This window comes from Laspinema olomoucense D3b (genome assembly GCF_025370785.1).
Taxonomy (GTDB): Bacteria; Cyanobacteriota; Cyanobacteriia; order Cyanobacteriales; family Laspinemataceae; genus Laspinema; species Laspinema olomoucense.
Genome location: NZ_JAMXFA010000029.1, coordinates 77,041 through 93,171 on the forward strand (window position 1 = coordinate 77,041; position 16,131 = coordinate 93,171).

Consider the following 16,131-nt stretch of genomic DNA (forward strand, 5'->3'; position numbering starts at 1 on the left):
GATGTAGAGAGCCATTCGTTAACCTAGGACAAGATGCCCTCAGTGCGATCGCAGAAGGGATCAAGTGCATCTCCCATCCACTGTCCCAGGGAAGGGAAAGGGACAACCGGCAGTATTTACAAAGTCTTCACAATTGAAAGGGAGTCCATCCTTGATAAATCCCTCCTACACTTAAAGAAGAGGGAGCAATTTGGAACGGGTGCGGCCTTCATTCGGGGACCCCAGCCGGAAAGCAGGCGATCGCCTAGGTCTCCCTCCCATTCTCCCCTCATCTCCATCGCGTTCTCGGGACCGATGCACAGCCCTGGGAAGCGTTCTCAAACCCTTCTCCCGGACTAGAGTGCAAACCACTCAATCTCAATTCTGAAGTCTCTTTAACCATAATGAAACCCACTTCTGAAACTGTTCCATTTGTTGACCTCACCCAACAACACCAGCCGATTCAAGCCGAAATAGAACGCGCTATCCAAACTGTCATCGAAAGAGGAGATTTTGTTCTAGGACAAGCTCTGGGAGAATTTGAAAATACCTTCGCCAAAGCTTGTGGCGTGGAATTCGGAGTGGGGGTTGCCTGTGGAACCGATGCGATCGCCCTGGCCCTCCAAGCCGCCGGAGTTGGTCTTGCAGATGAGGTCATCCTCCCCGCTAATACCTTTATCGCCACCCTGATCGGCGTCCTGCGGGTCGGAGCCACCCCAGTCCTCGTAGATTGTGACCCCTCCACTGCTTTAATCGACCTAGAAGCCTTAGAAAAAGCCATTACCCCCAAAACTCGCGCTTTATTGCCCGTCCATCTCTACGGGCAAATGGTCTCCCCTGGACGACTCACCGAACTCGCCGCAGCTCACAATCTGATTTGCGTTGAAGATGCTGCCCAAGCGCACCTAGCCGAACGAGAAGGAGTCCGGGCCGGTGGCGTGGGTGTGGCTGCCGCCTTTAGCTTCTACCCCAGTAAAAATCTCGGCTGTTTTGGGGATGGTGGCATGGTCGTCACCAGCGATCGCGACTTAGCTCAAAAATTGCGAAGCTTACGCAATTATGGCGCCCCCAAAAAATATCACCATCTGGATCCCGGCACCAATAGCCGTCTCGATACCCTCCAGGCAGCCATTCTCCAGGCCAAACTACCCTACTTACCGGACTGGAATCAAGCCCGGAATACCTGCGCTCAACAGTACGATGCCTTACTCGAACCCCTCAGCGATCGGGGTATTCTCCCCATCCGCAACCTCAGTGGTCAGGGTCACGTTTATCACCTCTACGTGATCCGCATCACCAAAGAGTGCATTCTAAATCGGAACACCCTCCTAGAAAAACTGGGTTCCGAAGGCATTCAAACCGGCATCCATTATCCGTTACCTTGTCATCTGCAACCGGCTTATCAAAATTTAGGCTATCAACCGGGGGATTTTCCCCAGGCTGAAGCCCTCTGTGAAGAGATTTTGTCTCTCCCCCTCTATCCGGGTTTGAGTCCGGCACAAATTGAGCGGGTGGTGGAGGCGATCGCATTAGCTGTCAGTTAAACCCTTTTCCCTTCCCCTATTGTTACCCCAGATAAAAATATGCAAATTGGGCATAAACTTCCTTTTTCATTTGAGAAAAATTACCCGTGGATTGTGATGGGAATCCTCAGCGTACTTTATACTCCCCTCCTCTTCCATTGGTACGACGGGTGGATGAATAAAAGCATCAGTCTCGAACATGAATATTTTAGTCATGGATTAATTGGGATACCCTTTGCTGCCTATATTTCCTGGCATGATAAGCGGAAATTATGGCAAAAACTGCCCCAACAAACGCATCCTCTCGGGTGGGTTTTGATGGGAATCGGGGGAATTTTTTATGTCACCGGCTTACCCGATTTTGTCAATTTATCCTTCCCCATCGTTCTGGCGGGAATCTGTTTATGGCTCAAAGGATTCCCCGGATTAAAACTCTTAACCTTTCCACTGCTGTTAGTCTTCCTAGCAACTCCGAACCAACTTCCCTACTTGATTGCACCTTATACCCTGCCTTTACAAAGTTTTATTGCTGGGTGTGCGGGATTTCTTTTATCCCATGTAGGATTTAATGTCACCGTAGAAGGAATTTACCTATTCGTTAATCAACGAGTGGTAGAAGTTGCGCCGCACTGTGCGGGATTAAAAATGCTCCTCACCAGTCTGTATGTGGCCTTAATGTTGCTTTACTGGACGGGATCGAATGAGTCACGGACCAAAACTATTTTGTTTTTAGGCAGTACCGTGGCGATCGCCGTTATCGGGAATATTATCCGCAATGCCCTTCTGACCTTCTTTCATGGGGCGGGTCACGAACATTGGTTTGAATGGCTTCATGAAGGATGGGGCGGAGACCTTTATTCAGCTACGATGTTAGGACTTTTAATTCCCACTCTCAGTGTCATTGATTGGCTTGTTCATTATTTTTCTGGCCCATTGGAAGACCCTCAGTAACACTCCATCAGGCCGACTTCCACCCCCTCAAAATTATCTAAACCGATCGGTGGGATAAATCACTTAAGATGTCGAGTCACGAAAGTCATGTATCTACCCAAATTCCTGCACAATTATTCCCTAGCGCGAGTTGCTTTAGTGCTATTTATGTTAGTCCTATTCGCGGTAGGGGCAGTTCCCAGCTACTTCAGTGGAAAATGGGCTTGGGTCTCTCCTCCCAATCTAGTCAATTTAAAAGAGTTAAAGCAATTGACAAAGACAGGGTTAACCCTGAGTGGATGGGAAACCAGTGCACCTCAGATTGTAAAAATTGGGGGCCGCAATTGGGTACAGCAGAATATTCAAGAAGGCGATCGCTTTGTGGCGGGTCTGTTGTTGCTTAATCAAACAGGTCCGATGCATCAACCGCAAGTGGAGTGGATGGATATCGATGGGTTTTGGCGGTGGAAAACTGATTCCGAGCGATCGCTACCCTTTGAGGTGAATCCAGACTCCACCCCTAACCCGAAGCAGCCGGTTCAGGTGAAAGCCCGATTATTCCGAGGATGGACAACGGAGCAAACCTACGCGATCGCCCAGTGGTATGGGTGGCCCACGGGCGGAAATCCCACACCCTTTAGCTGGTTCTGGCGCGATCGCCTCGCCCAACTCCAGGGAAACCGCCTTCCCTGGGTCGCCATTAACATTATCATTCCCATAGAACCCCTCGGCGATATAGAATCAGTCCGACCCCTGGTTGAATCCTTAAGTCAAAACATTCAAAAGGCTTTAATCGAGGGTCCCTTTACTCCCCAGACGAAAAGCGAATGACCCCCTGACGAAGACAAAGGGCAATCCCTGGGGACTACACAAACATTTCCCCTCAACACTGGCGCATCTACGGGGTCCCTTACTCATGAAAGCACCTTGCTCAAAAAGACGCCGATCTGCCTTGCTGTCGGCATCTTTCATCAAAAGCTAAGGGAACCTTCCACTCCTGAACCCAAATCCCTTCACCCGTTGTTGTCATCAGTTCTCATGATTGAATCCTCCTCTGTCAGACAGTTTTATCACCTCACTGCCTTGACCCTAGCAGCGCTACATACGGGAGCTACGGTCATGCCCCTGGGGGCAGTGTTGACCCTCGCCTTCTATCGTGGAATACCCCAGGCAGCCAGTGCCACCCTGCCCCCACAACTCGCCCAAGGGATACCCACCCCCCAAGCTCCATCTTTACCCTCTATTCAACCCGGCCCGCCTATCCCCCCGCCTCCGGCTCAACTCCCCCCGACGACTCCGGGCAGCAGCCCTCCACTGACCCAATTTTGCCAACCCCGTCAAGGATTGCCCTCCCCCACACCTCAGCAGGCGATCGCCCCACTCCCCCCTCCAGCCCCACCGACACTTCCCCCAGCCCCGATCCCGGCAGCCGCTTCTCAACCCAACCCCTTCCTAGAAAACCCCTCCATCATTCCCGTTAGCGAATTCCCCAGAGTATCCTACCCATTCGCCCCTGGGGATCAGATTGTCATTGATGTCCAACCCTATCAAAACATCAGCATTCAAACGTCCGTTAATCCCCAAGGACAAATCGTCATGCAGTTATTAGGACCCGTAGAGATCGCCGGGTTAACTGCAGAACAAGCCCAGCAAAGGATTCAATCCGGTTTAAATCAATTTTTAGTTGATCCCCGAGTCAGTGTGGCCTTAATTGCCAAACGTCCGGTGAATATTACCGTTACCGGAGAAGTCAACCAACCGGGTTTTTATGCCTTTCCCGCAGAAAATGCCAGAATATCAGAAGTTTTAGCCGCCGTGGGTGGGACGACGCCCGGATCCGACCTCACCTCCATCCTGATCCGACGTCCCTTGGGTGATGGCAGGTTTTTGCAACAACGCCTCAACCTGTTGGTTGCCCTGCAAGCAGGCAGTCCCCCGCCGGATCTCTTGCTGCAAGAAGGGGATATCGTGATTGTCCCCAAACAATCTTTAAGTGAAGCGCAGATTAATGACAGCAACATCGTGGCGCGATCGCGCCTCTCTCCTCCCCAAGGTGTCGGCATCCGCGTCATCGGAGAAGTAACACGTCCGGGATTCTATAATCTCCCACCCTCAGTCAATCCCATCCAAGATGCCTTAGTGATTGCTGGGGGATCGACACCTGCTGCTGACCTGCGATCGGTACGGGTGCGACGAGTCCTCACCGATGGGCAGATTAGCGAAGAAACCGTTGACCTATATACCCCCTTACAAACCGGCGCACCCTTTCCCGAACTGCGCCTCGGCAATGGGGATATCGTCATCGTCCCCACCCTCGATTTAAACGACGCCGCCTTTAACTACAACAACAACCTCGTTTCCAACTCCACCTTATCCACACCCCAACCCGTCAGCATTACCATCGTCGGCGAAGTCGCCCAACCCGGATTCTATATCCTCCCCGCTTCCCCCCGTCCCATTCCTACTGCATTACAGCTTGCCGGGGGAACCACTCCCGTTGCCGATTTGCGAGGCGTTCGGGTCCGGCGGACCCTGCCCGATGGGCGCGTCAGCGAAGAATCACTCAATTTACTCTCCTCATTACAAGGCACTACCCCCTTCCCCGATCTCCGACTAGCCAATGGGGATGTCCTGATCATCCCTAAACTCGGGTTAGAAGAAGCCCGGACTTATGACAGTAACGTGGTTTCCACTTCCACCCTAGCCGCCCAACAGCCCGTCGCCATTACAGTCCTCGGAGAAGTAGCAGCACCGGGATTTCATGTAGTCGCTCCTTCCCTGAGTCCCATTCCCACTGCCTTACAGACTGCCGGTGGGATTACGACTGCCGCCGACTTGCGCAGTGTCCTTATCTGTCGGGTAATGGCCAATGGCTCCGTCAGCGAAGAACGGGTAAACCTGTACGCCTCCCTGGAAACTGGCACCCCTTTACCGCAGTTCCGCCTGGGAAATGGTGATGTGGTCATTGTCCCTAAATTGGGATTAAACCAGGACCCCGGATATAACCCCCGCATCGTCGCTGAATCCACCCTAGCTGCGGCCATTCCGGTCAATGTGACTATCCTCGGAGAAGTGGCCCAACCCGGATTTTTTACCCTTCCTCCCTCCGAGCGTCCCGTTGCCGATGCGATGTTACTGGCTGGAGGAATTACCTCTAATGCTGATTTAAGGGCAGTTCGAGTCCGCCGAGTGCTGGATAATGGTGGAATTTCCGAAGAAGTCCTGGACCTGTACACCCCCCTGCTGACAGGGGCTGAACTTCCCGAGCTGCGCTTAGCTAATGGAGATGTGGTCTTCGTTCCGACTATAGAAAGCAGCACCGATGAATATTACGATCGCGTCCTAGTCTCTCGTTCAAACCTAGCTGTACCACAGATTGTTGTTCGCGTCTTAAGCTATCCTGCCGGGGGCATTAGCGTCGTTCCCGTCCCTAGTGGTAGTACCTTTGCGGATATTCTGAATGCGGTTCCCCTCCTGAGTGCAGACCTTAACAATATTGCCCTGATCCGCTTCGATCCCGAACAGGGTAAAGCCGTGACTCGGGAAATCAATGCCCAAGAACTCTTGCGCGGGGATCTGGCTCAAAATGTACCGTTAGAGAATAATGACGTGATTGTCATTGGTCGCAATCTGGTGGGCAAAATCACCTATGCCCTGGGGACCTTTACTCAACCTTTCCGGGATGTTCTCGGATTTTTACTGTTTTTTGATTCCTTGAGAGATAGTGCCACACTCCTCTTTGGACCCGGTGGCGAGGAGAATGAAAATAACACCGACAATTAATAGACAATCTTGCTTTCATTCCCTCAAGCCGATGGGTGTTAATCAGGGGGGAAAGGGGGAGCAATCCCCTATTTTGCCAGATGTCTCATAAGCCCAGGACGGTCTTATGGTACAATGGAGCGAGTGTCTCTACAGCAAGTCTAAATTAAACCATAGAATTAAGAGGAGTGCGTCTGCCCTTTTTTCTAGGGAAGAGTAGGGAAAGCAGACGCTGTGTTTTTAATCTTTAATATCCTTCATCTTTATCCCTATTCCTATCATGGCTCCACCCATTCTCAAGCGCTACGCGATCGCTTTTGGTAAATACAAATGGTTTGGCTTCGCTGCTTTTGTCCTCACCTTGGGCGCAGCGGGATTTGTGGCAATGCAACCGCCTCCCGAAGAGACTTATCGGGCGCGCGGAGCACTGACTTACACAACTCCGGCGGTGACGTTTTCGGCAACCGGAACCCAAATTCAAGAACAGGGCAAGGCACTTCCTAAAGAAATTCTCCTGGCTGAGAATGTGGTGACGGCAGTGGGAACCCAGGTGAATGAAGACCCCAAAAAATTGGTCAAGGAGGTGTATTTAAAAATGCCTAAACCGGATGGCCCCCCTCAAATTGAACTAGGCTATACTCATCCCAATCGGGAAACCGCCGAAACCACCGTGCGAGCGCTCATGGAAGCCATGATTGAGCAAAGCCGAATTCTCAATACCTCGGCCTTACGACGCATGATTGACACCATTGAAGAGCGGTTGCCGGAAGCGCTGGCGGAACTTAGAGAGGCGGAACAGAAACTCGAAGAGTACGAACGGGAAGAGGCGGTCGCAATTTTGGCTGCCAAAAGTGGGGGATTGGCTGGGGCGATCGTGGCCAACCAGAATCAGCAACGGGAGATTGGCCTACAGTTAGAAGGGCTTGATGCCCAGCTTGCAAGTTTAGAACAGCGCCTGGGATTAACGGCAGATCAAGCCTACGTCTCCCAAGCCCTCAGCGCCGACCCGATTATCGCGCAATTGAGAGCAGCTCTCCATCAAATTGAGTCCCAGCGTGAACTCCTCAGTAAAGATTTCCGCCCGCTCCATCCCCAGATGATTGAGTTGCAAAAGCAGGAAACCTCTTACAATGAATTGCTGGAGCGGCGAGCGACAGAAGTTATCGGTGGGGGAGGGATGGCTGCTCCATTAATGAATAGCGCCCAAATTCGCAAGGACAGTAGTCTCGACCCGGCAAGGCAGCAGTTAGCGCAAACTTTGGTGAATTTACAAACTCAGCGGGAAACCTGGGTCCAGCAGTTGAATTCCCTGACCCAAACGGAACAACAATTGCAGCGGGATTATAAAACCCTGCCGAACAAAGAGCTTGAACGCACTCGCTTAGTACAGCAGGTAGCACTTAAGCAAGACCTCTACAATAAAATGCAGCAAGCTTTGGCGGATGCGAAAGCTGCTGAAGCGGAAACGTCCAGCAGTTTGAGTGTGGCACAAGAAACGTCGGTTTCTAAAAACGAAGTCAGTACCCAGCCCCCGGCGCTGATTTTCGCCCTGGGGGGGGTGGTTGGCATCCTTATCGGGAATGCCTTGATTTTTGCCATTTCTTTACTGGAAGGGAAATTCTATACGATGGAGGAAGTTCGCGGGGCGCTGCAGCAACAGGACCTCCGCATTCTGGGAATTTTACCCGAGGTGTTTATCCCTGAGTTCAATGCTCACGAAATGCCGATTTTGATGGATCCGGATTCCCCTTATTTGGAGTTTTATGAAAAGATCCGCAGTAATTTGTTGCGGATTGGAGAAAAAGCACCCAAGGTCCTGTTGATTACCAGTGTGGCTGCTCAAGAGGGCAAAACTTTGTGTGCTTATAATTTGGCGATCGCCGCAGCGCGTGCAGGGAAGCGGACTTTATTGATTGAGGCAGATTTGCGATCGCCCTCCCAAGCGCGGAGTCTGCAAGTGGCGATCGAACCCGACGCCAACCTAGAACCCCTGCGCTATTACGGACAGTTCCACCAATGCATTCGCCTCGCGCCGGAAATTGAAAACCTCTACGTTGTTCCCAGTGCAGGTCCTCTCAAAAACAGCGCAGCGGCGATCGAATCCAACGAATTCCGCCGACTCCTGGAAGATGCCAGAGCTCGGTTTGATTTAGTTATTTTGGACTCTCCTGCACTCAGCGTCAACAACGATGCCTTTTTACTAGAACCCTTCAGCGATGGGATGATTCTCGTCACTCGCCCCCGCTACACCCAAGGCGGAATGCTCACGGAATATGTGGAACCCCTGACTGAATCAGAAACAGTCCAACTCTTAGGCGCTGTGATTAATGGTGCCGATATTCCCGTCGCACTACCGGAAAGCATTCCCACCAAACCACCCTTAACCCTCGCCCAAAGCCCCGAAGCTCCCCAGCTTGAATCAATAGACAACAAGCCCTCCAAAATACCCACCCGCACAAGCCGGTAGTAGGGGTTATTGGCTCCAGTCCGATTGAGTGTTAGTCGCTCCTTTCTCATTGGCCACACCTCGAATAACAAGCACCGGCTTCACATCTTGCTCGCTCTTGTCCCCATCGAGCAAGATGTGAAGCAAGGGCGCATCGCTTACAGAACATACTCCTCTAAATGCCTGTACCTAATGAGTCCAGGAACCGCTATAAATTCCCGGCACAAAAAAACAAGTTTCTTGACCAAATTTTTGCACAAATGGAACAAACCTGTTGTAGAAAGCCGGGTTTGACCTATGACTCTACCGGCGCTCTAGGGCTTAAAATAAGTTTGAATCCTCGGCCACAATTTCAATTTCTGGGTTATGCTTTTATTATTTTAAAATTACAGTATTTTAAACAGCTTATCACCCTTTAGCTATTTTAAAATATAACATCAATCCCCTAATTTTTTTTGATTACCGAGCCTCACAGCTTGTGATTAAAAGTTAGGCTATATCAGGAAAATGTGACAAAAATTTGGGGTTATTGAAAGGGGGAAAGAAGCCTGATTATTGTTACCTTGGTCAGGATCCAAGAGGTCTTTCTTAAATTCCCCCTCAGCCTTTCCAGAAGCCTTATTTCCGGCGGAAAATTCCGAAACTTTTTACAGGTTTTAAATTTTAAAGGGTCCGTTCAAATAACTGGGTGTGTTGATGAGCGGGAACAATGCTATTGTAGATGAGCGTCACGCAACGTTAAGCTCAAGCACCTAGGGGAGCTTAGGTTTGACAATTTATAGATAGGAAAGGCTTGTATTTCCGGAGACCAATGTGGTTCACTGGATACTTGTTTAAACATGGTATGGGGAGTTTTAGGTGTGTTCTTACATCAGCTTGTATTGCGTCTGAGTTTGCTGGCCGGTATTGGTGCAGCCATAGTGCTGCCATCAGGATTAAGTTTAGCCAATCCTCACCCCCTTCAGGGCCTGAACACCACCGGGCAGACTCCTGAGTTGCCCAACAGCAAACAGAATACTAGACCTGTTCCACCCACTACTCCAACCGAGGAGTCAGTAGTTACCTACACACAACGAGAACTCGAACAGATCCTGCTCTTGTTCCGAGAGGTCGAACGACAAGGACTAAGGCCCCAACAAGCTCAGGAGCTCCAATCCCTGATTCGCGAATTAGAAGAACTCAGAACTCAGGGGCAGCCCCAGGTGGTCCTCTCCACTACTCAAGCGCAACAAATTCGTGGGTTGCTGAGTTCCCTAACCCCCCAAGAAATCTCACAGATTCAGGAAGCCCTGGATTTGCCTGAAGTGCAAGTGGGGTTATTCACTCAACAAGAGATTTCTGAAATTTTATTAATCCTCGGCGGAATTCAACAGCTAAGACTTCGGCCCCAGCAAACGGATGACATTTCAAGGCTAATTCAAGATTTAGAAGAAATTCAAGCACAGGGGCAGCCTCAAGCTATTCTATCTCCTGAGCAAACCCAACTGGTCCTCTCTGTGATCGAGTCCTTGACCGAACAAGAACGCGCTCAAATCCAATCTGCTGTAGGTGTGGATTTAGCCCAGGGGACTCGCCTTGATCGCGCAACGGTACAAGAGTTTATCTCATTTCTGAGAATTATCCAACGCTTAAATTTACGACCCCAACAAAGGGAAGAAATCCAAAGTTTAGTTGAGGAACTACAGGCACTTGAAGCCCAAGGGGAACTGGTGGTGGTCTTATCTCCTGAGCGATCGCAACAGCTCCAAAACTTAATAGGCTCTCTGAGTGAGGAAGAAGTCGCTCAAATTGAGGAGAACATTGACTCACAACTACCAACCCCCCGGAGGTTTACTCCGGAAGAAGTCGCCGAGCTCCTAGTTGTTTTAGAAACAGCCCGAGAAGAGGACCTCACCCCGGAGCAACTCCAGCAAGTGAATGAGTTAACCGAAATCCTGCAACGCCGACAAGCGGAAACCGACGGAGATATTATTCTACCCGCTGCCGAAGTTGAGATTTTGCTGAGTTTTCTGGACTCGTTAACGGACAGACAACTACAACAGCTCGCCGTTGCCTTGGGGTCACCGGGGAACTTTCCGGGAATTACCCTCAATAACCCAAGTGGGTTTGGTGGGGCTTGGGGGAATCTAGGGATTGGGGCACAGTTTAACAACCGAAATCGTTATACGTCGGAAGATGGGTCAATCTCCTTGTCGATGGGGTTGGGAGATCCCGTAGAGGCGATCGGCTTTGATGTCATCCTCGCGCTCACAGGGCTGTCTAATGAGGAAGGACAGGCTGATAATCTTGGTGCAGGTAGTATCAGTCTTCAAGCCAGTCGAGTGCTCCCGAACAATTTTTCCGTTTCGGTGGGAGTCATCAATCTCGTAGATTGGATAGATGCTGCCAGTGATACAGGTCGCAGTTTTTATAGCGCGGTGACTAAGGTCCTGATTTTCGATGAGGACCTTGAAAAACCCTTTAGTCTGGGGGTTGTAACCCTTGGGGTGGGCAATGGGGTCTTCCGAACCGAACCCAATATCGATCCTACAGATGAATTGGGGGGGAACCAATTGAATATATTTGGGAGTTTTGCCACTTCAATGGGTTCTCAGGCTCATGCGATCGCCGAGTGGACAGGACAAGACTTGACAATGGGCTTATCTGTGGTACCCTTTAAAAGGATTCCCTTGGTCGCGAGCTTTGGACTCAATGATTTAACAGGTAACGCTGGTGATGGGGTGCGCTTAAATTTGAGTATAGTCTACGGCATTTCTTTTTAAACAACAGCGCGGGCCTTTTTCTCTCCTTTTTGGAGAAAGGGAAAAATGTACTGCAACCTCTAGTTACGATAAAACAAGTAAAGGCATTACCCAAACAATGAACAGGTTTGGTAATCGCTGATCAAGGGTAAATAGGTATTTACAAATACCTGTGCAGTCAAAGTGGGAAGGAAATTACGGAACTCCCAAGCCTTTGATGCAGAGAGTAGCAGAACCCTGTCAAAATATGACGTTAAGTCAGAGGGTGAAAACTTCACCCTACCACCCCACTGATGTTCCCAAATGAGATAGGGTTGTAGGGTTGAAATCAGTCAGCTACTTCATCTCCTTTTCGGGGATTGAAGTGATCCAGATGGTAGATGTCTTGTATCCAAGACTCTAGGGAGTGTTTGCGTCAACGTTGATGGGCAGTCGATTAGAGTTTGAGTTTAAAAACTCTCGGCGCTCCAATATGAGGGCCCACTGTCCATAGGAAGCGGCTATACCCGCATCGCTTCCTCCTAACTTGTTTGAGTTGGGTATTCTCGCGGGATGTGGTTATATGAACGGAAAACAGCGATTCTCGAAACTTAAATCATCCAGTAGCCGCCTATTATTTGTAGGTATGGCAGCTACTGCCTCTGCAATCTCGATCTCAGTCGCCGAACCGGCCAACGGTCAGGAGGGATCTCCAGGCCCTCAGTCCCCGGTAACTATACCGATTATTCCAGCCGATCCGATTACCCCTGCGGTCCCGATCGGAACACCCGTAGCGCCGCCGCCGACACCGACGCCGCCAACGCCGACACCGACGCCGCCGACACCACCCGTAGTGCCACCCGTGGTCCCACCAGTAGTGCCACCCGTGGTCCCGCCCGTAGTACCGCCAGTAGTACCGCCCGTGGTCCCGCCAGTAGTACCGCCCGTGGTCCCGCCCGTGGTCCCGCCCGTGGTCCCGCCCGTAGTACCGCCAGTAGTACCGCCAGTGGTCCCGCCAGTAGTACCGCCAGTAGTACCGCCCGTGGTTCCGCCGGTAGTGCCGCCCGTGGTCCCGCCCGTAGGGCCTCCGATCCCCACGGATGTCTTGAGTTTCCTGCAAGGTCTTGCCAACCGACTAGGGATTCCCTTAGGTCAATTGATTAATACTCCTCTGGTCCAGGCTGCCCTAACCAAGCCTAACACCCTAGCCATCTTGAATGCGGCAGAAGCTGCTTTCGCCAGAGGTGGAATTGGACTGCTAGACGGGTATAACAGCATTAGTTTAGCCAGTGTAGTGGCACGGACTACCAACCCAGGTGATGCGGTGGCAATCTTCGAGCGACTGGACGCAGCAAGATTGCAATTTATGGTCTTGCGTCTCGATCGCAGCAACCTGGCTGGTTCACTCCTGTCTGCCCTTGAATCCGCCAAATTTGGCCGGTACGGTAGCATCACCTTTGGAGAGTACCTGGTTTACAAAGGTACAGGAATCCGCTTCCAAAGCTTTGATAACCAGTTCATTCCACAGCTCAACTTTGACTTGTTCCTAGAAGACTTTGGAAATCAGATCCCTGGTCGATAGAATCCTCCTCTCTAACGCTTCTGGTTAATCAACGGTGAATTTCACAAGGGATTGGCGTTGCGCCTTTCCCTTCTGCTCCGAAGTTAAAAGAACTCCTAGAGTTTTTTCAGAGCCGTTAGTTAGGATCCTCTTTCGGGCGAGCTGTGCCGTAATCAAATCAAAGCGGCCCACACTTTGAACCAGAGCAAAGCCTACACTCTCTCAAGGGTGTAGGCTTTCTCTATGAGGTCCGTTGAGGGTTAAAAAAGTTCAGGACGGTCTGGAGCCTCAATCCCCTAACCCCAGCTAGAACCCCCTTAAGAATTACAATTTCTATAAAAGGGGGAAGATCCGGGTCTCAGAAGATCTGTAAAACCGCAGTATAATAGACGCCAGTGGCTAATTTTTGCAATTTAGCCCTTAAACGTATCTTGTATTTTAAACAGTGGAACTTTCCTGTAAAAGTGAATACGCGCTGTTAGCCCTCTTAGAGTTAGCAAGCCAATATGATAAAGGAGAGCCGCTACAAATTCGACAGATAGCTGCTCAACAAAATATTCCTGACCGTTACTTAGAGCAACTTTTAGCCTCCTTACGGCGCTGTGGTCTGGTTCGCAGCCAAAGGGGTGCAAAAGGCGGTTATCTGTTGGCTCGGGAACCTTGGAAAATCACCCTCTTAGATGTCGTTACCTGCATAGAAGGATTGGATGCCGGACTTTCGGAAAACGATTCAACCCCCAAAACTCTAGAGAATGAAGTCATTCGAGATGTGTGGAAAGAGGCTCAGGAAGCCTCTCAATCTGTCTTGCAAAAATATACCCTGAAAGATGTCTGCGAACTGCGGAATTCTAAGCGGCAGGGTGATATTATGTACTACATTTAAAGCCACTTCATAACCCTCCGGGGACTTAATGCGGTCTATTCCCAATGCCAGAGGCTGCTGTTATTAATTCCGGTTCGTCTTTTAAACCTGAGCAATAAACACTAAAAAAGCCATGCACAGTGCATGGCAAAGTCTGAGAAGAAAACCTCTAAAATTCTTAACCTTTAGAAGGCTCCTGTATTTCTGATGCTGAATTAAAAATCAGGGGAGTTTGAACCCCCCTTATCCTGAAAATTGCACAGATTTTAGAATCTGAACGTGGTCCGAAGGGTTCCAATCACCACATCATCATTGAGATCGTTGTGATCCGGAGCCGTCAACCAGATAAAGCCCGGAGTAATGGCAATATTCTCGGTTAGCTGATATTGGTAAAACCCTTCTACGTGCAGAGAAGTGTCTAGGTCTTCAAGGGCCCCATTAAAATCATCTTTGCTGACTCGGGGTTCCATACCCACGACTAGCCCCAATTGGCTACCCGGAGGTCCCGCGTTAACCGCTAAGTTAACGGCCCAGTTCCAGATGCCTAGGTCGCCTTTTAGACCTTCGTCCAGGATGCGAGCATTGGTGTAACCGGCCCACCCTCCGAAGGCAAAGGTTCCCGTATCGTAACCGAGTTGCACACCATAAGCGTTGCTGATAGTGGTTAACCCATCGTCTGGTGCCAGGGAGCTAACGGGGGTGGCAAGTTGGCTACCCGTAAGCATATCGGTGCGATAGGCATTGACATAAGTCAGACCCAGTTGCAATCCTGTAACTGGCTTAAAGACCAGTTGGGCTAAGGCTCCATAAGGGCCGTCAAATAGACCGTTGCGACGGGTCGGAGTTCCAGCATCTTGAGCTAAATACCCCAGGCTGATTTCTGCGGGACCGGCATCAAAATTCAAGCCAATCCCGGAGCCTTCCACCATGTTGTAAATCGGCGCGCGGGTCCCGAAACGAGACAGAGCACCGCTGCCACCATCTCCATCCAAGGGGGTGATGGTGCTGGCAAAGTCAGGGACAATACCGCCTACAGGAAGAAAGACAACGCGGGCGTTGCCAATATTGGTTTCATACGCCAACCAATCTAGCTCGACGTTGGTGCTACCTTCACCGTAAGGGCCAACCCCAAACTTGAGGTCGCCTTCCGGGGTGAAGGTATTGGTTCCCGAAAAGGCATCGAGATTGTTGATTTGGAGTCGGGTATATAGGAAGTCGTTCCCGGTAAAGCTGGTCACAAATGCCAAACGAGTGCGGGTTCCAAATTGAACGCCGCTGTCGGTTTCGCCTCCGACGCTATTTCCACCTTCGGACAAGGATAAGGCAAAGATGGATTCGCCAAAGAGTTTGGTTGTGGTGGAGAACTGATTGGCTTCAAGTTCTGTGACCCGGACTTCGAGGGCATCTACCCGACCCCGTAAGGTGGCGAGTTCAGCCCCAAACTCTTCAACTAACCGTTGCAGGGTGATCAAGTCCTCGCTGCCTAGCACCCCTTCGATTTGAGCGGCAATGATTTCGTTGATGCGTTCTAAACAGGCGTTTAAACCGGCTGCAAATTCATAACGAGTCAGCGCCCGGTTCCCGCGAAAGGTCCCATCGGGATACCCGGCGATACAGCGATAGCGCTCAACCAGGGATTGTAGGGCTTGGAATGCCCAGTCGGTGGGTTGTACGTCGCGCAACTGAGATACGGATGTGACTTGGGTGATGAGGCTACTATCAGCTTCTGTTCCGTATTCAGTGAGTTGTTGTAAGATGTTGGCCGTTTCTGTGGCCGACGGGGCGTCCTCTTGGACTTGGGCGATCGCCCCGGTTGGGTCAACCTCACTTGCAGAAAATTCAGTCGGCGTGGCGAATTCGGTCGCCTGAGCCGTTGGCATCCAGTCGGCTGGGATTTCAGAGGCGATCGCCTCGGATGCACCCACTCCTGACCCTAGAGCCGCTCCGACTAACGCCGAAGCTAATACTGCTGGACTAACCAACAGCGAATTCCATAATACTTTAGACATTTTCCCTCTTCTCCTCACACCAATTTAGAGTTCGATGGAATACTTTCCCCTGGACTACGTTGGGGAAATCAAAACCAACAGCAACAGCAGAGTGATTATACAGGCTTTCCCCCATTTGCGAACAGAAGTTCACTTTGCCCGGGACGGATATGGGCTCTTCTCCGTCATCCCGCTCAGTCACCCAGGGAGCTTTGGCATCAATCAGCTCGCAAATTAGGGCGCTAGTGTACCCCTGTTGTGAGTGCCTTTATCATGGCCTAAAACTGTAGTTCGGTCAAGAACTTTTATCTCTTAATTCTCTCTGGTAGCATTTGTTACCAATTACTCTTGGCTTTTTCC

At 50.7% G+C, this 16,131-nt stretch carries 10 protein-coding genes; 8 read left to right on the top strand and 2 right to left on the bottom strand.

From position 1 onward, the window contains the following. The first annotated feature begins 383 nt into the window (after positions 1 to 383). The 6 genes from NG792_RS19830 to NG792_RS19855 all read left to right on the top strand — a co-directional run bounded on the left by NG792_RS19830 (position 384) and on the right by NG792_RS19855 (position 11,402). Complete coding sequence (locus tag NG792_RS19830) at positions 384 to 1,523, top strand: DegT/DnrJ/EryC1/StrS family aminotransferase (protein ID WP_261236535.1); 1,140 nt, start codon at positions 384 to 386, stop codon at positions 1,521 to 1,523. 39 nt (positions 1,524 to 1,562) lie between these two features. Then, positions 1,563 to 2,453 carry a cyanoexosortase B gene (gene crtB, locus NG792_RS19835; RefSeq protein WP_261236536.1) on the top strand — a complete coding sequence of 297 codons (891 nt, stop codon included), beginning with the start codon at positions 1,563 to 1,565 and terminating at the stop codon, positions 2,451 to 2,453. Between the two features lie 87 nt (positions 2,454 to 2,540). Continuing rightward, positions 2,541 to 3,263: a cyanoexosortase B system-associated protein gene (locus NG792_RS19840; protein ID WP_261236537.1), complete on the top strand. Its 723-nt coding sequence runs from the start codon at positions 2,541 to 2,543 to the stop codon at positions 3,261 to 3,263. A 207-nt stretch (positions 3,264 to 3,470) separates the two neighbouring features. Beyond that, complete coding sequence (locus NG792_RS19845; protein WP_261236538.1) at positions 3,471 to 6,215, top strand: SLBB domain-containing protein; 2,745 nt, start codon at positions 3,471 to 3,473, stop codon at positions 6,213 to 6,215. A gap of 259 nt (positions 6,216 to 6,474) precedes the next feature. Further along, positions 6,475 to 8,661, top strand: a complete 2,187-nt coding sequence (locus tag NG792_RS19850) for a GumC family protein (RefSeq protein ID WP_261236539.1) — start codon at positions 6,475 to 6,477, stop codon at positions 8,659 to 8,661. A gap of 818 nt (positions 8,662 to 9,479) precedes the next feature. Beyond that, positions 9,480 to 11,402 (top strand): coiled-coil domain-containing protein, encoded by a 1,923-nt coding sequence (locus NG792_RS19855; protein ID WP_261200193.1) that lies wholly within the window; start codon positions 9,480 to 9,482, stop codon positions 11,400 to 11,402. A 678-nt stretch (positions 11,403 to 12,080) separates the two neighbouring features. Here NG792_RS19855 and NG792_RS19860 read toward each other — a convergent pair. Further along, entirely contained in the window at positions 12,081 to 12,458 is a 378-nt protein-coding gene (locus tag NG792_RS19860) for a hypothetical protein (protein WP_261236540.1), read from the bottom strand. Between the two features lie 7 nt (positions 12,459 to 12,465). Between NG792_RS19860 and NG792_RS19865 the strand changes: the two genes are divergently transcribed. Next, positions 12,466 to 12,942, top strand: a complete 477-nt coding sequence (locus NG792_RS19865; RefSeq protein WP_261200195.1) for a hypothetical protein — start codon at positions 12,466 to 12,468, stop codon at positions 12,940 to 12,942. A 424-nt stretch (positions 12,943 to 13,366) separates the two neighbouring features. Then, on the top strand, positions 13,367 to 13,804 hold the full coding sequence (locus NG792_RS19870) for an RrF2 family transcriptional regulator (RefSeq protein ID WP_261200196.1): 438 nt from the start codon (positions 13,367 to 13,369) through the stop codon (positions 13,802 to 13,804). Between the two features lie 245 nt (positions 13,805 to 14,049). Here the strand turns inward: NG792_RS19870 and NG792_RS19875 are convergent, their stop codons facing one another. Next, on the bottom strand, positions 14,050 to 15,792 hold the full coding sequence (locus NG792_RS19875; protein WP_261236541.1) for an iron uptake porin: 1,743 nt from the start codon (positions 15,790 to 15,792) through the stop codon (positions 14,050 to 14,052). Positions 15,793 to 16,131: the final 339 nt, after the last annotated feature.

Excerpts from the sequence above, each read along its gene's own strand:
- NG792_RS19830 (WP_261236535.1), top strand. The coding sequence starts at position 384 with ATGAAACCCACTTCTGAAACTGTTCCATTTGTTGACCTCACCCAACAA.
- crtB (WP_261236536.1), top strand. The coding sequence starts at position 1,563 with ATGCAAATTGGGCATAAACTTCCTTTTTCATTTGAGAAAAATTACCCG.
- NG792_RS19840 (WP_261236537.1), top strand. The coding sequence starts at position 2,541 with ATGTATCTACCCAAATTCCTGCACAATTATTCCCTAGCGCGAGTTGCT.
- NG792_RS19845 (WP_261236538.1), top strand. The coding sequence starts at position 3,471 with ATGATTGAATCCTCCTCTGTCAGACAGTTTTATCACCTCACTGCCTTG.
- NG792_RS19850 (WP_261236539.1), top strand. The coding sequence starts at position 6,475 with ATGGCTCCACCCATTCTCAAGCGCTACGCGATCGCTTTTGGTAAATAC.
- NG792_RS19855 (WP_261200193.1), top strand. The coding sequence starts at position 9,480 with ATGGTATGGGGAGTTTTAGGTGTGTTCTTACATCAGCTTGTATTGCGT.
- NG792_RS19875 (WP_261236541.1), bottom strand. The coding sequence starts at position 15,792 with ATGTCTAAAGTATTATGGAATTCGCTGTTGGTTAGTCCAGCAGTATTA.